Annotated in this window: 17 protein-coding genes; 3 read left to right on the top strand and 14 right to left on the bottom strand. The window is 67.3% G+C overall.

Features of this window, described 5'->3' with window-relative positions; genetic code table 11:
- Window positions 1–6 precede the first annotated feature (6 nt).
- Entirely contained in the window at window positions 7–495 is a 489-nt protein-coding gene (locus KUV62_RS19885) for a MarR family winged helix-turn-helix transcriptional regulator (protein ID WP_222605484.1), read from the top strand.
- 229 nt (window positions 496–724) lie between these two features.
- Here KUV62_RS19885 and KUV62_RS19880 read toward each other — a convergent pair whose 3' ends face one another.
- The 11 genes from KUV62_RS19880 to KUV62_RS19830 all read right to left on the bottom strand — a co-directional run bounded on the left by KUV62_RS19880 (window position 725) and on the right by KUV62_RS19830 (window position 13,894).
- Window positions 725–2,326, bottom strand: a complete 1,602-nt coding sequence (locus KUV62_RS19880) for a GMC family oxidoreductase (RefSeq protein ID WP_222605483.1) — start codon at window positions 2,324–2,326, stop codon at window positions 725–727.
- Window positions 2,323–3,168, bottom strand: a complete 846-nt coding sequence (locus KUV62_RS19875; RefSeq protein ID WP_222605482.1) for a shikimate dehydrogenase family protein — start codon at window positions 3,166–3,168, stop codon at window positions 2,323–2,325. Before KUV62_RS19875 ends, KUV62_RS19880 begins: the two co-directional genes overlap by 4 nt.
- Window positions 3,165–4,601: an aldehyde dehydrogenase family protein gene (locus KUV62_RS19870; RefSeq protein WP_222605481.1), complete on the bottom strand. Its 1,437-nt coding sequence runs from the start codon at window positions 4,599–4,601 to the stop codon at window positions 3,165–3,167. Before KUV62_RS19870 ends, KUV62_RS19875 begins: the two co-directional genes overlap by 4 nt.
- A gap of 10 nt (window positions 4,602–4,611) precedes the next feature.
- Window positions 4,612–5,409 carry a 3-oxoacyl-ACP reductase FabG gene (gene fabG / locus KUV62_RS19865; RefSeq protein WP_261395783.1) on the bottom strand — a complete coding sequence of 266 codons (798 nt, stop codon included), beginning with the start codon at window positions 5,407–5,409 and terminating at the stop codon, window positions 4,612–4,614.
- A gap of 2 nt (window positions 5,410–5,411) precedes the next feature.
- Entirely contained in the window at window positions 5,412–6,116 is a 705-nt protein-coding gene (locus KUV62_RS19860) for an ABC transporter ATP-binding protein (RefSeq protein WP_222605479.1), read from the bottom strand.
- Window positions 6,109–7,890: a branched-chain amino acid ABC transporter ATP-binding protein/permease gene (locus KUV62_RS19855; protein ID WP_261395782.1), complete on the bottom strand. Its 1,782-nt coding sequence runs from the start codon at window positions 7,888–7,890 to the stop codon at window positions 6,109–6,111. Before KUV62_RS19855 ends, KUV62_RS19860 begins: the two co-directional genes overlap by 8 nt.
- A gap of 14 nt (window positions 7,891–7,904) precedes the next feature.
- Window positions 7,905–8,792: a branched-chain amino acid ABC transporter permease gene (locus tag KUV62_RS19850; RefSeq protein WP_222605477.1), complete on the bottom strand. Its 888-nt coding sequence runs from the start codon at window positions 8,790–8,792 to the stop codon at window positions 7,905–7,907.
- A 72-nt stretch (window positions 8,793–8,864) separates the two neighbouring features.
- Window positions 8,865–10,061, bottom strand: a complete 1,197-nt coding sequence (locus KUV62_RS19845) for an ABC transporter substrate-binding protein (protein WP_222605476.1) — start codon at window positions 10,059–10,061, stop codon at window positions 8,865–8,867.
- Between the two features lie 45 nt (window positions 10,062–10,106).
- Complete coding sequence (locus KUV62_RS19840; protein ID WP_222605475.1) at window positions 10,107–11,837, bottom strand: acetolactate synthase catalytic subunit; 1,731 nt, start codon at window positions 11,835–11,837, stop codon at window positions 10,107–10,109.
- Window positions 11,838–11,840: 3 nt separating this feature from the next.
- Window positions 11,841–12,842, bottom strand: a complete 1,002-nt coding sequence (locus KUV62_RS19835) for an NAD(P)H-quinone oxidoreductase (RefSeq protein ID WP_222605474.1) — start codon at window positions 12,840–12,842, stop codon at window positions 11,841–11,843.
- Entirely contained in the window at window positions 12,839–13,894 is a 1,056-nt protein-coding gene (locus KUV62_RS19830) for a zinc-dependent alcohol dehydrogenase (protein WP_222605473.1), read from the bottom strand. Before KUV62_RS19830 ends, KUV62_RS19835 begins: the two co-directional genes overlap by 4 nt.
- A 151-nt stretch (window positions 13,895–14,045) precedes the next feature.
- On the opposite strand from KUV62_RS19830, the gene KUV62_RS19825 reads away from it, so the two are divergent.
- Window positions 14,046–14,726: a GntR family transcriptional regulator gene (locus tag KUV62_RS19825; RefSeq protein WP_222605472.1), complete on the top strand. Its 681-nt coding sequence runs from the start codon at window positions 14,046–14,048 to the stop codon at window positions 14,724–14,726.
- Window positions 14,727–14,929: 203 nt separating this feature from the next.
- Here KUV62_RS19825 and trpS read toward each other — a convergent pair whose 3' ends face one another.
- The 3 genes from trpS to KUV62_RS19810 form a co-directional block, all read right to left on the bottom strand.
- A complete protein-coding gene (trpS, locus tag KUV62_RS19820) occupies window positions 14,930–15,931 on the bottom strand; it encodes a tryptophan--tRNA ligase (protein ID WP_222605471.1) in 1,002 nt (333 codons plus the stop codon).
- Window positions 15,932–16,221: 290 nt separating this feature from the next.
- On the bottom strand, window positions 16,222–18,738 hold the full coding sequence (locus KUV62_RS19815; protein WP_222605470.1) for an ATP-binding protein: 2,517 nt from the start codon (window positions 18,736–18,738) through the stop codon (window positions 16,222–16,224).
- Window positions 18,735–19,469 carry a response regulator gene (locus tag KUV62_RS19810; RefSeq protein ID WP_222605469.1) on the bottom strand — a complete coding sequence of 245 codons (735 nt, stop codon included), beginning with the start codon at window positions 19,467–19,469 and terminating at the stop codon, window positions 18,735–18,737. Before KUV62_RS19810 ends, KUV62_RS19815 begins: the two co-directional genes overlap by 4 nt.
- Before the next feature lie 243 nt (window positions 19,470–19,712).
- On the opposite strand from KUV62_RS19810, the gene phnD reads away from it, so the two are divergent.
- Entirely contained in the window at window positions 19,713–20,693 is a 981-nt protein-coding gene (gene phnD / locus KUV62_RS19805; protein ID WP_222605468.1) for a phosphate/phosphite/phosphonate ABC transporter substrate-binding protein, read from the top strand.
- Window positions 20,694–20,716 lie beyond the last annotated feature (23 nt).

Raw genomic sequence — 20,716 nt, 5'->3', positions numbered from 1 at the left:
CGCGCCGTGACCGACAAGCCGATGGACCGCCTCTCGAGCCCGACCCGAGACCGTGCCGGGATCCGTATCCTCGACATCGACCACTACGCGCCGTTCCTGCTCAACGCCGTGAGCAGCGCCTGGCAGCGCCAGACCTCGGCGATCTACCGGCGCGATTTCGACCTCGGCATCGTCGACTGGCGGGTCATGGCGATGCTCAACATCGAGCCCGAGATCACCGCCAACCGCATCTGCGAGGTGATCCGGCTCGACAAGGCGGCCGCCAGCCGCTCGCTCAAGCTGCTCGAAGCGCGCGGGCTCGCCAGCTACGCCGCCGCCGGCAGCGATCCGCGCCGGCGCAGCTGGTGGCTGACCGATGAGGGGCAAGAGGTCCATGCCGAGATCCTGGCCATCGCGCTTGAGTGCGAGGCCCGCATGCTGGCCGACATCCCGCCGCAGGATTACGAGACCTTCCTTGCCGTCATGCACAAGATGCTTGGCAATCTCGGCGCCTGACGGGGGCGTTCAACAGCCTCTAGACTGCCGCGCAGGACCCAGGATGAAGAGCGCGTCCGATGCGAAGCGCTGATACCTGCGGGATCAACACAATTCCCATTCTTCGGATATATATGGTCGCGCGCCGGCAGCCCTACCCTCGCAGGTCATGGGAGTGGCGATTCAAGTCGCGCGCGCACATACGATCAGCCTAGGCTAGGCGTCAGCGAAGCCAGGGCCAATGGTCAATTTACTGTGCCGCCCCGAGGATGAAATCCGCACCGCGCTCCGCCAGCATGAAGACCGCAGCCTGGGAATTGCCCGAGACCTGTGTCGGCATCACCGAGGCATCGATCACGCGCAGACCTTTGACACCGCGCAGCCGCAACTGCGGATCGACCACCGCGCCCGCATCGCTTCCCATGCGACAGGTGCCCGCAGCGTGATAGATCGTCTGGCCGTTCTGCCGCGCGAAGCCCAGCCAATCCTCGCGCGAGGTGCAGTCCGGCCCCGGCGACATCTCGTGATCGCGCCAGCCGTCCATCGGCCCCGCCTCGATGATCCGCCGCCCCTCGATCATGCCATCGATCATCGCCCGCCGATCCTCTTCGGTGGCGAGGAAATTGGGCCGGATCTCTGGCTGGTCTTCGATGCGGGGGGACCCGGCATGGATCGAACCGCGGCTTTCCGGGCGCAACTGCGTGACCCCAAGGGTCATGCCCGGCGCGCGCTCGAGCTTGCGCTCGGCGGCGTTGGCATAGCTTGCATGCATGAAGAAGAACTGCACATCCGGCCCCGCCAGCCCCTCACGCGTGCGGATGAAGCCGTGCGCGAGCCCGGTCCCGTAGGTCAGGATACCACGCCGGAACAGCAGGTAGCGCAGCACCTCGCGGACAAGCTTTGGCCCGCGGCTGAGCTGGTTGAGGGTTTCGGGGCGGCGCACCCGCCAGTTCATCCTTGTGCAGAAATGGTCCGAGTAGTTCTCGCCGACCTGTGGCGCCGCCACTCGCGTCTCGATCCCGAGCCGCGACAGGCGCTCCGGGTCGCCGATGCCCGACAGCTCGAGCAGCTGCGGGCTCTGCACCGCACCAGCGCTCAAGATCACCTCCTGGCGCGCCTTGAGGACGCTCTCGCCACCGGAGCCCTGCACCCGGACACCGCTGGCACGGCCGTCCTCGAGCTCGATCCGTGTCACTCGCAGTCCGGTGCGGATCTCGAGGTTCGGGCGATTGCGCGCGGGAGCGAGATAGGCGGCATAGGCGCTCGCGCGGCGGCCGTTCCTCTGGTTCACCTGATACCAGCCCACGCCGTCCTGACGGCAGCCGTTGTAATCGGGGTTGCGCGGATGGCCCGCAGCCTCTGCGGCTTCAAGGAAGGCCTCGCCGATGGCCGGGCGCTCCTGCACCTCGCAGAGATCGAGCAAGCCACTGCGGCCACGTGCGCCGTCGGGATCTGGGCCGGCATATCGCTCGAGCCGGCGAAAAACCGGCTCGACCGCGTCCCAGTCCCAGCCGGTGCAGCCGGACTGCGCCCAGCCGTCGTAATCCTGCGGCTGACCACGCACGTAGATCATGCCGTTGATCAGGGTCGAGCCGCCCAGCCCCTTGCCGCGCGGTATGGCGATCGCGCGATTGCCGGTGGCGGGCTCGGGGGTCGACTGGAACCGCCAGTTGAACTTCGGATTTGTCAGCAGCTTGTAGAACCCGGCGGGGATCGGGATCCACGGGCTGAGCGGGCGGGTCCCGGCCTCGATCAGCAACACCCGCTTGCGCGGGTCTTCAGAGAGCCGGTTCGCCAGCACGCAGCCTGCGGTGCCGCCGCCAACGATGATGAAGTCGAAGGCTTCGCTCATCGCGCCGCCCCGGTCGCGGCGGCGCGTTTCAGCGCCTCGCCCGGAATGGCGCCCATGTGACGGGCCATCAGCTCGATCTGGCAGCGCAGCATCGGCAGGCCGGGATGGCAGCGCGCCCCGCGCGCGGCGGCCTCGGCCAAGAGAGGCGTCACCTCGGGCTCCATGATCGCCTCGGCGACAATCTGCCCCGCGTGCAGCCCCTCAGGCGAGAGCGGCAGCGGATCGCCCGCGCGCAGCCCGAGCGACGTGGCATTGGCGACAATGTCGTAGCTGCCCAGATCGGCGACCACGCTGCACCCCTCGGCGCGGCAGGTCGGGTAGGCCCCCGAGACCCGCTCCGCGAGATCCTCGGCCTTCGAGGCCGTGCGGTTGAGGATCGTCAGTGCCGCGACGCCCGCCTCTGCCAGCGCGAAGGCGATGGCAGAGGCCGCGCCCCCTGCCCCGGCGAGCAGGACCCGAGTGCCGCCAAGCTCTTTCCCGGTCTGACGCAGCCCCTCGACAAAGCCGATGCCGTCCAGCATCGCACCGATCATGCGCCCGTCCTCCTCGCGGCGCACGCAGTTCACCGCACCGATGCGGGCGGCGTCGCCTTCGATGGCGTCGCACAGCCCCAGCATCGCAGCCTTGTGCGGCATCGTGGCAATGAAGCCGCCGAAGTTGCGCATCACCCGCAGCCCGTCGAGCGCCTGCGGCAGCTGATCGGGCGTCACATGCATCGGCACGAGCACGCCGTCGACACCGTGGCGGGCAAAGACCTCGGCCATGACCTGCGGGGTTTTCACATGGGCGATCGGGTCGGCGAGGATGCCGAAAAGGCGGGTATGTCCGGTGATCTGGGTCATGGCAGCGTGTAGGATGTCTTGACTGTGGTGTAGAACTCGCGCGCATAGGCGCCTTGCTCGCGCGCGCCGTAGCTCGAGCCTTTGCGGCCTCCGAACGGCACGTGGTAGTCGACGCCGGCGGTCGGCAGGTTGACCATTACCATGCCGGCCTCGGCGTTGGCGCGGAAATGCGACGCGTGCTTCAGCGAGGTCGTGCAGATGCCCGAAGACAGACCAAACTCGGTGTCATTTGCGGTGCTCAGCGCCTCGTCATAGTCGCGCACCCGGATCACGCAGGCCACGGGGCCAAAGATCTCTTCGCGCGCGATGGTCATGTCGTTGCGGACTTCGGTGAACAGCGCCGGCTCGAGATAAAAGCCCGGCTGCGCCAGCTCGAGCCGCCGTCCGCCGGTGAGCACGGCGCCCTCCTGCCGCCCGATGGCGAGGTATTTCTCGTCGGTCTCGAGCTGGCGGGCGTCGACCACAGGGCCAATCTCGGTGCCGTCCTCGAGCGCATGGCCGACCTTCAGCGCCGCCATGCGCTCTGACAGGGCCGCAACAAAGCGGTCGTGAATGCCCTCGGTCACGATCAGCCGCGACGAGGCGGTGCAGCGCTGCCCGGTGGAGAAGAACGCGCCTTGCAGCGCGGTCTCTACCGCGAGGTCGAGATCGGCATCGTCGAGCACCACCAGCGGGTTTTTCCCGCCCATCTCCAGCTGCACCTTCTTCATCCGGGCACTCTCAACACAGGCGCGGGCGATGCCGCGCCCGGTGCCGACCGAGCCGGTAAAGCTCACCGCGTCGATGTCGGGATGCTCGGCGATGCGCGCGCCGACGCTGCGCCCCGGTCCCATGACGAGGTTGAGCACGCCCTCGGGCAGCCCCGCGCGGGTCAGGATCTCGACCAGCGCCCAGGCCGAGTGCGGCACCAGATCGGCGGGCTTGAACACCACAGTGTTGCCATAGGCCAGCGCCGGGGCGATCTTCCATGCCGGGATGGCGATGGGAAAATTCCACGGCGTGATGAGGCCGATCACACCTACCGGCTCGCGGCCGATCTGGACCTCGACGCCGGGCCGGACCGAGGGCAGCGCCTCGCCGCCGACCCGCAGGCATTCGCCGGCAAAGAACGCCAGCACCTGCCCCGCGCGCGTCGCCTCGCCCACGCCTTCCGCCAGCGTCTTGCCCTCCTCCCGCGACAGCGCGCGGCCAAGCTCGGCGGCGCGGGCCAGAACTTCGTCGGCGGCGCGGCGCAGGATGTCGTGCCGCTGCTGCGGTGTCGAGGCCGCCCAGCCCGGGAGCGCTGAGCGGGCGGCCTCGACCGCTGCGTCCACCTCGGCCGCACCGCCACGGGCAAAAGCCCCGACGATGTCGCCCGTGTCGGACGGGTTGATGTTCTCGCTGGTCTCGGAAGCGCCGACCGGCGCGCCCCCGATGAAGTTCATGAAGGTCATCTCGGTCCTTTCAGGTCATGCAGAGGCCGCCGGCGACGTCGATCGTCTGGCCGGTGACAAAGCTCGATTCAGACGAGGTCAGCCAAAGCGCGGTGTCAGCCACCTCGGCCGGCTCGCCGAGGCGGCTGAGCGGCGTGCGCCGCACCTCGGCCTCGTTCAGCTCGGGCGCCACGCCCGCGACCATAGGCGTCGCGATCCGCCCCGGCGCCAGCGCGTTCACCCGGATGCCGTACGGGCCAAGCTCACCCGCCAGATGCTTGGTGAAGCCGATGATCGCGGACTTCGTCGCGGCGTAGTGGCAGGCGACGATGGGAAAGAAGGTCTTGCCCGCCACCGAAGAGGTGTTGACGATCCAGCCGCGCCCGGCATCGACCATGGCCGGCGTCAGCGCCCGGACGCAGTTGAACGAGCCGGTGAGGTTCACATCCACCACCCGGCGCCATTCGTCGGGGTCCATCTCCCAGACCTTGTGGGCCACGCCCGCATGTTTGGGCGAGATCCCGGCATTGTTGATCAGCGTGTCGAAGGCGCCGCCCATCTCGGCCTCGGCCTGCGCGATGGCCCGGGTCAGGCTGGCGTAATCGCTCACGTCGCCGGTCATCGCGACACCGGTCCCGGGCAGCCCCGCCACCACCGCCGCGACCTCGCCTGCATCGATGTCGAGCACACCCACCGTGGCGCCGCGCCGGGCAAAGGCCTCGGCCATGGCGAGCCCGATGCCCTTGGCCGCGCCGGTCACCAGAACCCGGCGCCCGGCATGGCTGTCCCGCGTCTCGTGATGCGCGGGGGTCTTCTCGCGTTGAGTCATCGTCATATTCCCAGGTAAGCCTGCCGGACATGGTCGTTCTGCAACAGCGCATCGGCATCATCGGTCAGCACCATGCGCCCGTTCTCGAGCACGTAGCCGCGATCCGCCGCCTTGAGCGTGTGGAACACGTTTTGCTCGACGATCAGCACCGTGGTGCCGGTCGCCGCCACCTGCGCGATAACCTCGAAGACCTGCGCCACGATGATCGGCGCAAGCCCCAGCGAGGGCTCGTCGAACATCAGGATCTTGGGCCGCGCCATCATGCCACGCGCGATCGCCACCATCTGCTGCTCGCCGCCCGAAAGCGACGAAGCGTGCTGGTCCAGCCGTTCGCGCAGGCGAGGGAACAGCTCGAGCACCTCGTGAAGCGTGTCGTCCTGATAGTCCCGCGCGTGGCGGCAATAGGCCCCCATCAACAGGTTGTCGCGCACCGTCATGTCCGGGAAGAGCTGCCGCCCCTCCGGGATCAGGGTGATGCCGCGATCCACCGTGTCATGCGCCTCGAGCTTGGTGATGTCCTTGCCCTCGAAGGTGATCGAGCCGGTGCGCGGTTTTACCAGACCCGAGATGGTGCGCAGGAGCGTGGTCTTGCCGGCGCCGTTGGCGCCCACGATGGTGACCACCTCGCCCGGCTCCACGTGCAGCGAGATGTCCTGCAGGATCACCGTCGAGCCATAGCCCGCATCGACGTTCTTGACCTCAAGCATGGGTGAACTCCTTCCCGAGATAGGCCTCGATCACATGCTCGTCGCGCACCACCTCCTGAGGGTCGCCCTGGGCGATGATCTGGCCCGAGTTGATGACGATGACACGGTCCGACAGCGACATCACCGCCTGCATCACGTGCTCGATGGCGATGATGCTGACGCCGGTGTCGCGGATCGACAGCATCAGGTCGACGGCGCGGCGCACGTCGGTCTGGTTGATGCCCGCCATGACCTCGTCGAGCAGCAGGATGCGCGGCTCCATCGCCATGACGCGCGCCACCTCGAGCCGCTTCAGGCCGCCGATGGTCAGGCTCGCGGCCTCGGCGTTGAGATAGGGGCCAAGCCCCATCCGGTGCGCCGTCTCGCGCGCCGCCTCGCGGGCATCGCCCACATGCGGATGGCGGTGGAAGGCGCCGACCATGATGTTCTCTTCCACGGTCATCGCGGCGAAGGGCTGGACGATCTGGAAGGTCCGACCGACCCCGAGCGTTGCGAAATCCGCCGGCGACGCCGGCTCCTGCCACTCGCCCGAGGGAGACAGCACCGAGACCCGGCCCTGATCCGGCTTCAGAAAGCCCGAGAGCATGTTGAACACCGTGGTCTTGCCGGCCCCGTTCGGACCGATCACCCCGAGGATCTCGCCCTCTCGCAGGGTGAAGCCCACGTCGTTGGTCACGTGCAGGCCGCCGAAATGCTTCTGCAGCCCCTCGACGCGCATCACCTCGCGGCCCGCCTCGTGAGGCACCGCCGAGCGCGGCGCAGCGGCGACCGGCGCGGCCTGCTCGCCTTCGGCCTTCTCCGAGCCCGAGGTGAAGCGATGCACCACGCCCATGATGCCGTTGGGCAGGAACAGCACCACCAGCATCAGCACGACGCCATAGACGAAGCCGTGCAGGCCGATGGCCTCGGAGCCGAGCGCGCCGCGTGCGAACTCGGTGATCGGCACCAGAAGCACCGCGCCGAGGAGCGGCCCCCAGACGGTGCCGATGCCGCCGATCAGCGCGAACATGGCGATCTGGATCGAGAACTGCAGCGAGAACATCGACTCCGGTTCGATGAAGGTCAGGTACATGGCGTGGAACGTGCCCACCATCGCCGACAGCGCCGCCGATATGCTCACCGCCATCAGCCGCACCTTGACGGTCCCGACGCCCGCCGCCTTGGCCGCGCTCTCGCGCTCGCGGGTGGCCACGAGGTAGAAGCCGAGCCGGTGCGAACGGATCGCCCAGGCCACCGCGAGGCAGACCAGCAGCATGCCGAAGGCAATGAGCAGCGCCGGGAAGCGCTCACGGAAGACCATCCACTCCCAACCGATATTGAGCTGGATCATCAGACCCGTCGCACCGCCGGTGAGCTCGCGGAAATGCAGCGCGAGCACGCGGAACACCTCGAGGAACGCAATGGTCGCAAGCGCGAAGAACGGCCCGTGCAGGCGGAAGCAGGGCCACGACACGACGATGGCCGCAACCACCGCGACGGCGGCGCCGGCGAACATGCCGAACCACGGCGAGATGCCGAGATTGACGAGGATCACCCCGGCATAGCCGCCGATGCCGTAGAAGATCGCGTGCCCGAGCGAGAGCTGCCCGGCATAGCCGCCGACGATGTTCCACGCGGTCGACAGCGCCGCGAAGATGCAGATCGTGATGAAGATGTGGTAGACGAACTGGTCGCCCACCGCGACGGGCACCGCGATCAGGCCGGCGAGCAGCACGGCCACCGCGATCAGGCCCAGTTTCTGGGCGGAGAGGCCTCCGCCGGAGGCTTGGGTCATGGAGGTCGTCTCGGTCATGGCGATACGTGGCTCAGGTTCATGCGGGTCCCGAACAGGCCCGACGGTTTCAGGATGAGGATCAGCAGGAAGATGGTGAACACCACCGCCTCGCGCAGGTCGGAGCCGATGTAGAAGCCCGAGAGCGCGTCGACGAGGCCGATCACCAGCGCGCCGAAAAAGGCGCCCGGGATCGAGCCGAGCCCGCCCAGCACCACGCAGACAAAGGCGATCAGCACGAAGTAGGTGCCGATGGTCGGCGAGGTCGGGTAGAGCGGCGCGATCAGCGACGAGCCGAGCCCGACGCAGGCGGCGCCCATGCCGAAGGTCAGCACGTAGATGAACTTGTCGTTGATCCCCATGAGGCGGGCGGCGGCGCGGTTCTGCGCCGTGGCGCGAATGGCGCGGCCTGTGCGGGTCTTCTTCATGAAGAGCTGCAGGCCAATGACCAGCAGGATCGCCGCACCGAACACCCAGAGCTGCCCAGTCAGGATGCGGACCTCGCCCAGCATCACCTGAGAGCGCACGCCATGGGCCGGCGTGTTGGCGATGTCGGCGCCAAAGACCAGCAGCGCGAGGTTCATCAGCGCCGTCGAGAGGCCCACCGTGGCAAAGATCTGCACGTGCTCGTCGCGCGCCGACATCAGCGGCTGGATCAGCAGCCGTTGGGTCAGCGCCCCCAGCACGAACAGCGCCGGCGCCACCGCGGCCGCGGTCAGGTAGGGATGCACGTCCATGCCCGTGCTCAGCAGGAAGGTCAGGTACATCCCGACCATGAGGAACTCGCCGTGGGCGAAGTTGATCACCTTGACGATGCCGAAGATCAGGGTGAGCCCCACCGCCACGATGGCGAAGAGCCCGCCGAGCATCAGCCCGTTGGCGACAATCTGAAGAAAGGTGTCCATGTCTCGCGCGTCTCCGGAGGAAGGTCACGCCGGGCCGCAGCGCGAAAAGGCGCGCGGCCCGGCCCGGTGGCGTCAGTCGCCGATCTGGAACTCGGCCACAGCGGCGTCACGCGGATAGACGGTGACGAGCTTGCCGCCCTGCCACTGCATACCCATCATCATGGCGCGGTCGTTCTGGTTGTGATCGCCGAAATGCACACCGTAGCCTGCCGCGGTTTCGCCCGCCGGGATGTCGATGGCCTGCACCGCCGCGACGATCTGGTCGGGCTCGAAGCCCTCGCCGGCGCCGATGCCCTCGAGCACCGCCATGGCGCCGACGTAGTTGTTCAGCGAATGCCCCGAGCGCGGATCCTCGCCATACTTGTTCTGGTAGGCGACGAGAAAATCCTCGAGCCCCGGCGTGAACTCGGTGTTCACTGCATACTGGGTGAAATCTACATCCAGCACACCCTCCATCAGATCGCCCACCGCCTCTGCGGTCGCGGTCAGCGAGTAGCCGCCGCCGCCGCCGATGATGGCATCGGGCTCGAACCCGGCCTCCGCCGACTGGTTCAGGAACAGCACGGAGTCGTTCTGGTAGGAGGTCTGGAGCACGATGTTCACGCCGCGATCCTTGAGGTCGAGCACCAGCGAGGACATGTCGACGGTCGAGCTCGGGTAGCCCTGCACGGTGACGATGTTGAGCCCCTTCTCGGCGCCATACTCTTCCTGGTGGCCGGCCACCGAGGTGCCATAGGCGCTGTCTTCGTGGATCACGCCGATCACCAGATCCGTGGCCTCGACCCCGAGCCCCGGCGCGATCTCGTCGAGGATCATGTCGATGGTCATGATGCCCATGGTCTCGGCGGTCGGGTTGGTGCGGAAGAGGTATTGCAGATCACGGCCCGTGACTTCGTCGGCCACTGCGCCAAGCTCGAAATACGGGATGCCCGAAAGCTCGGCCACCTGGCTCGCGGCGATCGAGCGCGACGAGGAATAGGTGCCGAGGATCGCCTTCACACCCTCGCGGCTGATCAGGCGGCGGGCCTCGCCGATGGCTTGGTTGTTGTCGACCGCGTCGCCGCGCACCAGGTCGATCTGCTCGCCCTGGATGCCGCCGGCGGCGTTGATCTCCTCGACCGCCAGCTCGACGCCGCGGAAGCTCTCTTCGCCAAGCAGAGCGAGGCCGCCCGAGAACGGGAACAGCGCGCCGAACTTCACATCGGCCTGCGCCGCCCCGGCGACCAGTGCCGAGACCGCGGTGGCGGTGAGCAATGTCTTCAGTGTCATAAGTCTTCCTCCCTGATGTCGGGCCCTCCAGCCCGGTTCAGACGCTCAGTAGTCGAGCGCCTCCTTGCCTTGAAAAACGGTGATCGGCGGGTGCGCCCTCTCGTCGGTGACCACGTCGATCACGGTGACCTCCGCCTTGCCGAGCGCCTCCTCCAGCGCCGGCAGGAACTGATCGGGCGTCTCCACCCGCACGCCTTCACAGCCCACGGCACGGGCGATCGCGGCGTGATCGACTGCGGTGAAATGCACCACGTCGGTGTAATCGCCGAAGAGGCTCAGCTCGGCATGTTTCTGGTAGCCGAGGATCTGGTTGTTGAGCACGATCACCACCACCGGCAGCTTCATCCGCCGCGCGGTCTCGAGCTCGCCCCAGACATGGCCGAAGCCGCCATCGCCGGTCAGGCACACCACCGGCGCCTCGGGCCGCGCCGCCTTGGCGCCAAGCGCGAAGGGCAGCCCCCAGCCCAGCCCCGCCAGACCGCGCGGGGTCAGAAAGCGCTGGCCGGCACGCCGGGCGGTGAGTCCGTTGGCAATCCAGATCGAGGAATAGCTCGCATCGGCCACGGTCACCGCGTCCTCGGGCAGCACCGTGTCGAGATCGCGCATCAGCCGCTCGGGCCGGATCGGCGCGGCATCCCAGTCGATGAGGCCCTCGATCTCGCGCTCATGCGCCGCGCGGCCCTCCGCGATGCGGGCCTCAAGGCCCGGGCGGCGGGTGTGGATCGCCGAGAGGTCCTGCGCCTCGAGCGCCTCACAGAGCTGGCTCAGCACCAGCCGTGCGTCGCCCTTGAGCCGCAGCGCCTCGTAGTTGCGCCCGATTTCGCCGCCATCGATGTCGATATGGATATAGCGCGCGCCCTGTGGATAGAGCGACCAGCTGTCGGTGCCGTTCTGGTTGGTGCGGTTGCCGATCAGCAGCACCACATCCGCCTCCGCGACCAGCTCGCGCTGATGCGCGGCGCGCGCGCCGGGCGCCATGAAGTAACCCACGACGCCAAGCGACAGCGGGTGCGTCTCGGCCACCGCGCCCTTGCCCATCACCGTGGTTGCCACCGGCAGACCCAGCTCCTGCAGGCGCCCCAGCGCCGCGACGGCCTGCGAGCCATGCACCCCGCCGCCGGCGATCACCACCGGGCGTTCCGCCCCGGCGAGCAGCTTCGCCGCCTCGCTCACGCGGGCCGGATCTGCGCCCATGCGGTCAAGCGGCCATTGCCCCAGATCGGCCTGCCGGCGCGGCGCGTCGGGCGCCAGCTCCGGGCGCTCGTCGAGCACGTCGAGCGGCACCAGCAGAACCGCCGGGCCCGGCCGCCCGGAGGCGGCGGCGGTGAAGGCCATGTCGATATAGTCGTCGATGCGCTCCACGTCGGCGACCCGGCGCACCCATTTCGAGGCGCCGCCGAACAGCGCGACATGGTCCATCTCCTGAAAGGCGTTCTTGTCGGTGAACTTGCGGTGCACGTCCTGCACGATCGCGACGACCGGCACCGAGGCCTTGAGCGCCTCGGCCAGCCCCGGCACCAGCAGCGTCGCAGCCGGGCCGTTCTGCGCGGTCACCACCGGGACCCGGCCCGACACCCGCGCATAGGCATCGGCCATCGCGGCGCCGCCGTTCTCGGTGCGGTAGCCGACCTGACGGATGCCATAGTGCGGCGCGGCGAGGATCAGCGCCGAGGGCAGCGACTGGCCGAAGATCTCGGTCACGCCGTGCCGCGCGAGGGCGGCGGCCATGACGTGCGCGCCGGTGGTGTTGGCTGTGGGATGGTCCATGACGGTCATGGCTCAGGCCTCCGGTTTCATGAGAAGAACGATCTTTCCGACATGCGCGCTGCTATCCATGCGGGCATGGGCCTTAGCGACATCGGCGAGGGGAAATGTGGAATCGACCGGCGGGCGCACCGCGCCGCTGGCCAGAAGCGGCACCACGTGCTCGGTCAGGGCGCGGGCGAGCCGGGCCTTCATCTCCACCGGCCTTGCGCGCAGCGTCGAGGCGGTGATGGTGCCGCGCTTCATCAGCAGCGGGAGTAGGTCGAGCTCGGCCTTGCTGCCCTGCTGGAAGGCGATCTGGGCGATCCGCCCGTCCGCGGCGAGCAGCTCGATATTGCGCTGCATGTAGGGCCCGCCCACCATGTCGAGGATCACGTCCGGCCCCTTGCCATAGGTGAGCCTGCGCGCCTCGGCGACAAAATCCTGCGTGCGGTAGTTAATCGCGTGATCGGCGCCGAGCGCCCGCGCCGCGGCGCATTTCTCGTCGCTGCCCGCGGTCACGATGACCGTCGAGCCGAGCGCCTTGGCCAGCAGGATCGCCGTGGTGCCGATGCCCGAGGTGCCGCCATGGATCAGCAGCGTCTCGCCGGGCTGCAGAGCGGCGCGCTCAAAGACGTTGGACCAGACCGTGAAGAACGTCTCGGGCACCGCCCCGGCCTCGGCCATGCTCATGCCCTCGGGCACCGGGATGGCGATCGGCGCATCGAGCAGCGCCCAGTCGGCATAGGCGCCGGAATGCACCAGCCCCATCACCCGGTCGCCGATGGCAAAGCCCTCAACCCCCGCGCCAAGCCCCGCCACGACGCCGGCAAGCTCGAGGCCGAAGACATCCGTTGCCCCCGGCGGCGGCGGGTAATTGCCCTGCCGCTGCATCACGTCGGGCCGGTTGATGCCGGCGGCGTGAACCTCGATCAGCAGCTGGCCGGGGCCGGGTACGGGACGCGGGATCTCGGTCACCCGCAGCACTTCCGGGCCCCCTGCCCCATCCGCGATCACGGCGCGCGTCGTTTCGGTCATGTGGTCTGTCCTCCCAAGGGTTCGGGGTGCAGCAGCACCTTCATCGCCGCACCATCCCGGGCGAGGGCAAAGGCCTCTTCGCCCCGGCTGAGCGGCAGGGTGTGGGTGATGAGATGTGCCAGCGCGTCGCCACGCCGCTCGAGCAGCGCGATGGCCTCCGCAAAGGCCGCGGGCGTGGTGTCATGGGCGCCGCGCAACTGCTTTTTCTCCCGCACGAAGCGCGACAGGTCGATATCGCAGGGCGCCGCGTGGATCCCGGCGGCCACGAAGATCCCCTCCGGACGCAGCGCCCGAAGCCCCTGCCCCACCGAAGCCGCGACCCCGGTGGCCTCGATCACCCGGTCGCAGCGACCGCCAAACGTGGAGGCAAGCGCGGCATCGAGCGGCCTCTCGGCCAGATCCACAACCGCCTCGACGCCCATCTCCCGCGCGATCCGCAGCCGCGTCGCATCGCGCAGCCCCGCCAGGAGCACCCTGGCGCCGTGCTCCTGCGCCACGAAGGCGCAGGCCAGCCCGATCGGTCCCGGTCCGAGCACCAGCACGCGATCCCCTGCCGAGACCTCGGCCACGTTGACCGCGTTCACCGCGATGGACAGCGGCTCTGCCAGTGCGGCGCGCTCGAAGTCGACGGCGCCGGGCAACCGGTGCAGCGCGCTCTCGGGCACCCGGACACGCTCGGCAAAGCCCCCGTCTCGATGCAACCCGACGATCTGCCGCGCCTCGCAGGCCGAGGGGCGCCCTTGCCGGCAGCCCTCGCACTGCCCGCAGGTCAGCGTCGGCGAACACACCACGCGGTCTCCAGTCGCGACCCGGCTCACGCCCTCTCCAGTCGCAGTGACGGTGCCGGCGAACTCGTGGCCGAGGGTCAGCGGAAGCAGTGGCTCCATGAAGCCGTAGCTCGGGTCCCAGGCGACCGCGTGCAGGTCGCTGCCGCAGATTCCTGCGGCCTGCACCGCCACCTCGACCTCGCCCCGGCCCGGACCCGGGCCGCAGAAGCTGGTCGAGACGAGGCTCACACCTATCCCGGCACGTGTCTTGCGCAACGCAAGCATCGATTATGATCTCCTCCAGATGTCCCGTATTCTCCCGATACGGGTGGCCGGAAACTAGGTCTGGCCAATGAGTCGGTTATATTTTATTTGTTATAACAGTAAAGCCGAAAAATCTCATCGGCTGACGGACGGCGCAGGCGGAGGGCGGAATATGTCAGACTTATCAAATGATTGGGCAAAACCGATCGAACGCGAGAACCTTAGCGACCGTGCCTATACAACGATTCGAAATGCCCTTATGCGCGGCCAGCTCGCGCCTGGCGAACGGCTCCGGCTGCGTCCGCTATCGCAGCGTTTCGGGATATCGCTCACACCGATGCGCGAGGCACTGCTGCGGCTGGTCTTTGAACGCGCCATGGCCTTCGACGAGCGTGGTACGGTCTACGTTCCGTCACTGAGCCTCGAGCAGCTGCTCGAGATCCGCAGCATCCGGATGGATCTCGAAGGCAAGTCGGCGGCCGCCGCGGCCCGGCGCATCACCCCGGGCGAGCTTCAGGAACTGGAGGACATCCAGTCCGGCATCTCCGATTGCCACGCGCGCAAGTCATTCGCGGATGCGGTTCACCTGAACACCGAGTTCCACCTGGCGCTCTGCCGCGCTGGCCATCTGCCGATCACCTATGATCTGGTCGAGAATTTGTGGGTGCGCTGCGGCCCAATCCTGTCGCACCTCTATGATGCAGGCGTGCCCTCAGACTGGCACCCGCATCCGCACGAACGCATCATCGAAGCGCTGAAGAGCGGCGATGCCGAGGCCGCCGAGGCGGGCATCCGCTATGATATCGAGATGGGAGGCCAAGGGCTTCTGCAACACGTCTCCAGGAACGACTGAGCCGCCTCGCAGAACCTCTCGTGGCGCCGCGCCGGCGCGTCGATCCACGGCCACACGATCCCCGGCTCCGGCGCGCATGGCACCCCCCTGAGCGGCCGCTAGACCGTCCTCCGGTAGTTGTAGGTCGCCCTGATCCAAGGGGCTCTGCCGGACAGTCGGACGGGTGACCCGGATCCTTGCCCGGATCGCCCGTCTCTGCGTATCTACAGCTCGAACAGACCCAATGCGCTCACCACGTCACGCTTGGTCGCCTCAGTGCGCTCGCGTGCCCGTTGCGTGCCCTCCCTGATCACATCGAAGATGTACGCCCGGTCCTCCGCGAGCTTTGCCCGGCGGTCACGAATGGGCGCTACGAGCTCCTGAAGGATCGCTTCCAGCCGCGCCTTGATCTTGCCATCGCCAAGACCCCCGCGCCGGTACTGTGCCTTGAGCGCGGCAAGCCCCTCCTGGTCCGGATCGAAGGCGTCGAGATATGTGAAGACGACATTGCCCTCGACGCGGCCCGGATCTTCGACGCGCAGATGGTCGGGATCGGTGAACATCGCCCTGACGGCGCGGCGGATCTCGTCGGGCGACGCGGACAGCGCGATGGCGTTGCCGCCGGATTTCGACATCTTGGCCTTGCCGTCGACACCCGGCAAGCGGCCCGCCTTGGGGATGACCGCCCGGGCCTCCGGCAGCACGGCGCGGCCCGCCGTTGCGTTGATGCGCCGTACGATCTCGTTGCTTTGTTCGATCAGCGGGGCCTGATCTTCGCCGACCGGAACGATGGTCGCCTTGAACGCCGTGATGTCCGCGGCCTGTGCCGCAGGATAGCACAGAAAGCCGGCGGGAATATCGCGCCCGAACCCGCGCGCTCGGATCTCGTCTTTGATCGTAGGGTTCCGCTCGAGCCGGGCGACGGTGACGAAGTTCAGGTAGAGCATCGACAGCTCGGCCAGCGCCGGCAGATGCGATTGCAGACAGATCGTCGAGCGCGCGGGGTCGATGCCCACGGCCAGGTAATCCAGCGCGACCTCTATCACGCTGCGCCGCACCTTCTCCGGATCGTGGGCGTTGTCGGTGAGCGCCTGGGTGTCCGCCAGCAGCAGGAATTGTTCGTGGCTGTCCTGATATCGCAGCCGGTTTGCCAGCGAGCCAGCATAGTGCCCGATGTGAAGCGGCCCCGTTGTGCGGTCGCCGGTCAGAATGGTTGGTCTGGTCATTTGCGTCTTCTCATGAAACGTGAGGCGGCGCATCGGGAAGCTTGGAAAACAAAAGGCCGCCCATGCGGCGGCCTCGGAATGTGATTGGATATCCGGCCACCTTGTCAGGAGGCCAGCCACCAGGTCATTGCGATGATCATCGAGTTTTCCATGCCGGATCCGTAGTGCTCAGAAACGGACCCGTCAACCACATGATCGCACTATGAGAGTCCGCACCTGAACCCGGATACCAAAATCCAACCAGCAGACTCTCGTTATGAATGAGGGACTCGCGGGGGGGCAGGTCACCGTCATGATGAATGTGCGCCAAGTGTCTCCCGAAGATCGGCGGAATAGAGTTCGCGCAAGGGCTCTTCAGTGACAGGCTTCGCAACGAACGCAACAGTCCCAGGCAAATCCGATGGTGCGCGGCGTGTGGACATAAGCGCGAAACGACAATCAGGGAAGATGCCACGCGCCTGGTCGATCAGGTCGCGCCCGCTGAAACCGTCGTCAAGCCAAAGATCGGCCAACATCAGGTCGAGATGCTCGAGCTCCGTCAAGGCCACGATCGCCTCCGCATAGGACGCGCAGCGAATGACATCCGCCCCGAGCCCTTTCAGGATACTGCAGGATCGCGCGAGCGCTGCCGGATCATCATCGACGACCAGTGCGGCCCTTGGACTGCCGGGCGACGAGCTCCCCCTCGGATCACACTGTCGCGGGAAGAACAGGGTAACCGTCGTCCCACGGAGTGAGGGTTCGGTCGCTGTCTCGATGTCGAGCCGACCTCCAGATTGATGTACGAAGCCGTCGACCATCGACAGCCCCAAGCCAGTGCCGCCGCCATCTTGCCTTCGTGTGAAAAAAGGATCGGTCGCGTGGCGCAACACATCTTCGGACATGCCGCACCCGCTATCGCGCACCGCGACCTCGACCATGTCGCGGGCTTTCACTGACACTATGATCTGCCCCGCTTCGGCACCTGTCGCGACAATGGCCTGGCTGGCATTGATGCACAGATTGAGGATGGCGCTTTCAAGCTGGCCGGGATCGACGAGACAGGTCGCCGGGGCCTCTGGCACGTCCACGATCAGCGAGACCTGCTCCGGGATGGCGATTTCGAGAAGATCCGCCATGCCGGTCACAAGTTCCGACACATCCGTGACCTGCGGCGCGAGATGCTGCTTGCGGGCAAAGGCCAAGAGCCGCTCGGTGAGGCTTGTTCCCAGATCGACCGCGGCCCCGAGCCGTCCATGCAAATCGCGCCGACGCTCCGGTTCGGCTTGCTCCAGCAGGTGCAGGTTGCCGGAGATGCTCGAGAGGATATTGCCGAAATCATGCGCCACTTCGCCCGAGACCTTGCCCAAGGCCTCGACCCGGCGGATTGCCTCCAGCCGAGCCTCCATGCGCTTGCGTTCCGTGGTCTCGGAGATCAGCCAGACCTGGCCGCCGTCAGGCAGGGGCGATTTGTGTATCTCGATCACGTTTCCATCGGGATCACCGTATTCCTCGAAGCCGCCGCGCTCATCTCCCCCGGCTCCCTGGCAGAAGGGGGAGGCAGCGATCAGGTCGCTCATTCGATCGGATGCCCCTTGTTTTTCGGGCGGCAGGCGGAGCAGGTGCCTGAGATTGCCGTTCTCGGCGATGATCCGACCGTCCGCTGCCTCTACCGCGACGCCATCCTTTATGTTCTGAAACACGCGTGAAAACAGCGCATTTTGCTGTCGCATCTGCGCCGTGCGCCGGTCCAGTTTGCGGGCGTTGTCCCGGAACACGCCGAAAGCTGCGAACAGTTGGCCGATCTCGTCGCGGGATGTCGGCGGATCGGGCAGTTCCACCCGCAGGTTTCCCGCAGCGAGCCGCCGCATCGCGCCGGAGATGCGCTCGAGATTGCTTGCCACGTGCCGCGACACGTAGATCGAGGAGGTCACCGCCACGACAAGGCTCGCGACGATCAACGCGAGAAAGGTATTGCGCGCGAAGGCCAACGTGTTCGATGTCGCGGCACGGGCACGGGACAGGCGGTCCTCGGCCTGCGCCACCTTGGTTTCGGCAAAGGCGCTGACCCGGCGGGTTTCCTGTCGGATGCGGAACAGGGCATTCTCGGCATCAAGCCGGGCGGACAGATCACCGTGCTTGAGCACGAACAGCCCGGTCGCGCGCGTCACGGTCCCGGAGATCTCGTCGAAGGTGTCGCGCGGGGCATCGCCGAGCGTGGCCTCAAGCCGCGCGCTCTGGCGCTGGAAATCGCGGGCGAACCCGCCGAGCTCGATCAACTCCTCCGCCCGTGCCGCGCCCAGGGCGACGGCGGTCAGCTGCTGGAGCGCGCTCCAGTCCTGCCGTTCCGGCAGCGGCAACAGCTCATCCTGTGCCATGCGCCTGCTGCGGGCGTTGAGGCGGACCAGATTCCGGTCGATGGCACCCAGCTCCGCCCGCCGTGCGCCTTGCGGCAGCAGCGCCTGGGCCAGATCCTCGATGGCGATCCCCAAGCGCGCCAGCGGCAGCTCCAGCGCGGGATCGTTGGCCGAGGACCCGCGCACGCGGTCCAGATTCGCCATCACCCCGGCGACCTCCTGTTCCAGCTGGAAGGGCGTGAAGAGCGCGAACAGGAACGGCGCCGACGTCGCGAGATCGGAGGCGTCCCGCGACAGGTCCATGGCGGCGGCGACCTCGGTCAGCGTGTCGCGATGCAGCACATTCATCCAGATCTCGGTGCGATCGAGGACCCGCACCCCGATCACGCTGACCAACAGCATGAGCGCGAACATCGCCGCCAGCGCGGCGGACAGCCGGACCCGCACGCCAAGGTCGCGAAACCACGTCATCCGGCGGCCAGATGGAACACGTAGCCGCGGGCCCGGCGGGTCTGCAGATGCACCGGCTTGGCGGGCACCGGCTCGATCTTGCGGCGCAGGCGCAGGATCAGCACGTCGACCGTGCGGTCGACATAGCGTTGCGTGTCGGCCCCCAGCGCCTCCAGAAGTTCCTCCCGGGGGACCACCCGTTCGGGATTGCGGGCGAGAAACTCCAGCAGGCGGTATTCGGCGTTGGTCAGGGGCACCTCTTCGCCGGCGCCATCGAGCAGACGCCGCGCGTCGAGATCGATCCGCTTTTCTCCGAACGCGATCTGCCGTTTGCCCGGCGCCACCGCCCGCGCGGAAGCATGGCCGTACCGGCGCAGAACCGCCCGGATGCGCGCCACCAGTTCCCGCGGGTTGAAAGGCTTGATCAGGTAGTCGTCCGCGCCGGTCTCGAGCCCGATGATCTTGTCGATCTCGTCGCCCACGCCGGTCAGCATGACGATGGGGATCTCGTGGCGCTCGCGCAGATGGATTGCCAGCGTGAGCCCGGACTCGCCCCGAAGCCGCAGGTCGATCAACGCGAGGTCCACGGGCGGTGGGTCTCCGAGCGCGTGAAAGGCGTCGATATCGGCACAGGAGACCGCCGCGAACCCGCTGTCCTTCATCAGCGCCGACAGGGTTTCGCGCACCTGCGGATCGTCATCGACAATGGCGATGACCGGCTCGGAGCCGTCATTCGGACGGGTGGCCTGCATGTGACGCTCCTCCTGCGACGTGCTGGCATGAGGCCGCCTCCCCGACGGCCAGACCCAGCCGTAGCGCAGATCACATCGGACTTTAAGCACCCGGCGCCGCTTTGTAATACTGTTAACAATTCAGCGCGTGTTCTGTGGTTTCGTTAACTGTTCGATGCTCGCAATCGCCGGCGCGCCGCATCTAGCCTGCCTGCATGATGCGAGATGAGCCAGCGCGCCGCTCGCTGTCAAAGGGAGGAAACCATGACACCATTCATCACCCGTGCGGCCACCGCACTGGGCATCCTGACCTGCAGCACGATCGCAGCCCAGGCGCAGGACTGCGTCGAGCGCGGCGCGCTCGACATGCTCTATTGCGACGCCAACGGCGATCTCGTGGCCGACACGCCCAGCGATCCGGCGGAGCTGACCGATCCCGACACGCTGGTCTTTGCCTATACCCCGGTCGAAGACCCGGCGGTCTATGCCGACATCTGGGAGCCGTTCATCGAGCATCTCTCCGAGGTCACCGGCAAGGACGTGCAGTTCTTCGCGGTGCAGTCCAACTCCGCAGAGGTCGAGGCGATGCGCTCCGGTCGTCTGCATGTTGCAGGCTTCTCCACCGGTCCGACGCCGTTTGCGGTGAACCTCGCGGGCGCCGTGCCGTTTGCGATCATGGGCGCCGAAGACGGCCAGTTCGGCTACAAGCTTCAGGTGTTCACGCAGGCCGACAGTGACATTCAGCAGGTCTCTGACCTCGCGGGCAAGCGCGTGGCCCACACCTCGCCCACGTCGAACTCCGGCAATCAGGCACCGCGCGCGCTGTTCCCGGATCTGGGCGTGGAGCCGGACAAGGATTACGAAGTGGTCTATTCCGGCTCGCATGACCAATCCATGCTGGGCGTCGTCGCCGGTGACTACGATGCGGCCCCCGTGGCCTCCGAAGTGGTGGACCGCATGGCCGAACGCGGCCTCTACGATCCCGCCGAGGTGCGCAAGATCTGGGAGAGCGACCCGTTCCCGACGACCTCCTTCACCATGGCGCACAACCTGGCCCCGGAGCTGGCGGAAAAGGTGAAAGAGGCGTTCTTCTCCTTCGACTTCGCGGGCACCGCCCTGGGCGAGGAATTCGACGGCGTGTCGAAGTTCATCCCGATCACCTACAAGGATCAGTGGGCCGTGATCCGCCAGATCCAGGCGTCCAACGGCGTGGAATACACCCCGCAGGGTCTCGCCGAGAACTGATCCCCTCCGACATCTCCAGCCCG

It is taken from the genome of Salipiger bermudensis (assembly GCF_019801965.1).
GTDB lineage: Bacteria > Pseudomonadota > Alphaproteobacteria > Rhodobacterales > Rhodobacteraceae > Salipiger > Salipiger bermudensis_A.
The sequence above is the reverse complement of the archived record's forward strand: the minus strand, read 5'-3'. Positions and strand labels throughout refer to the sequence as shown.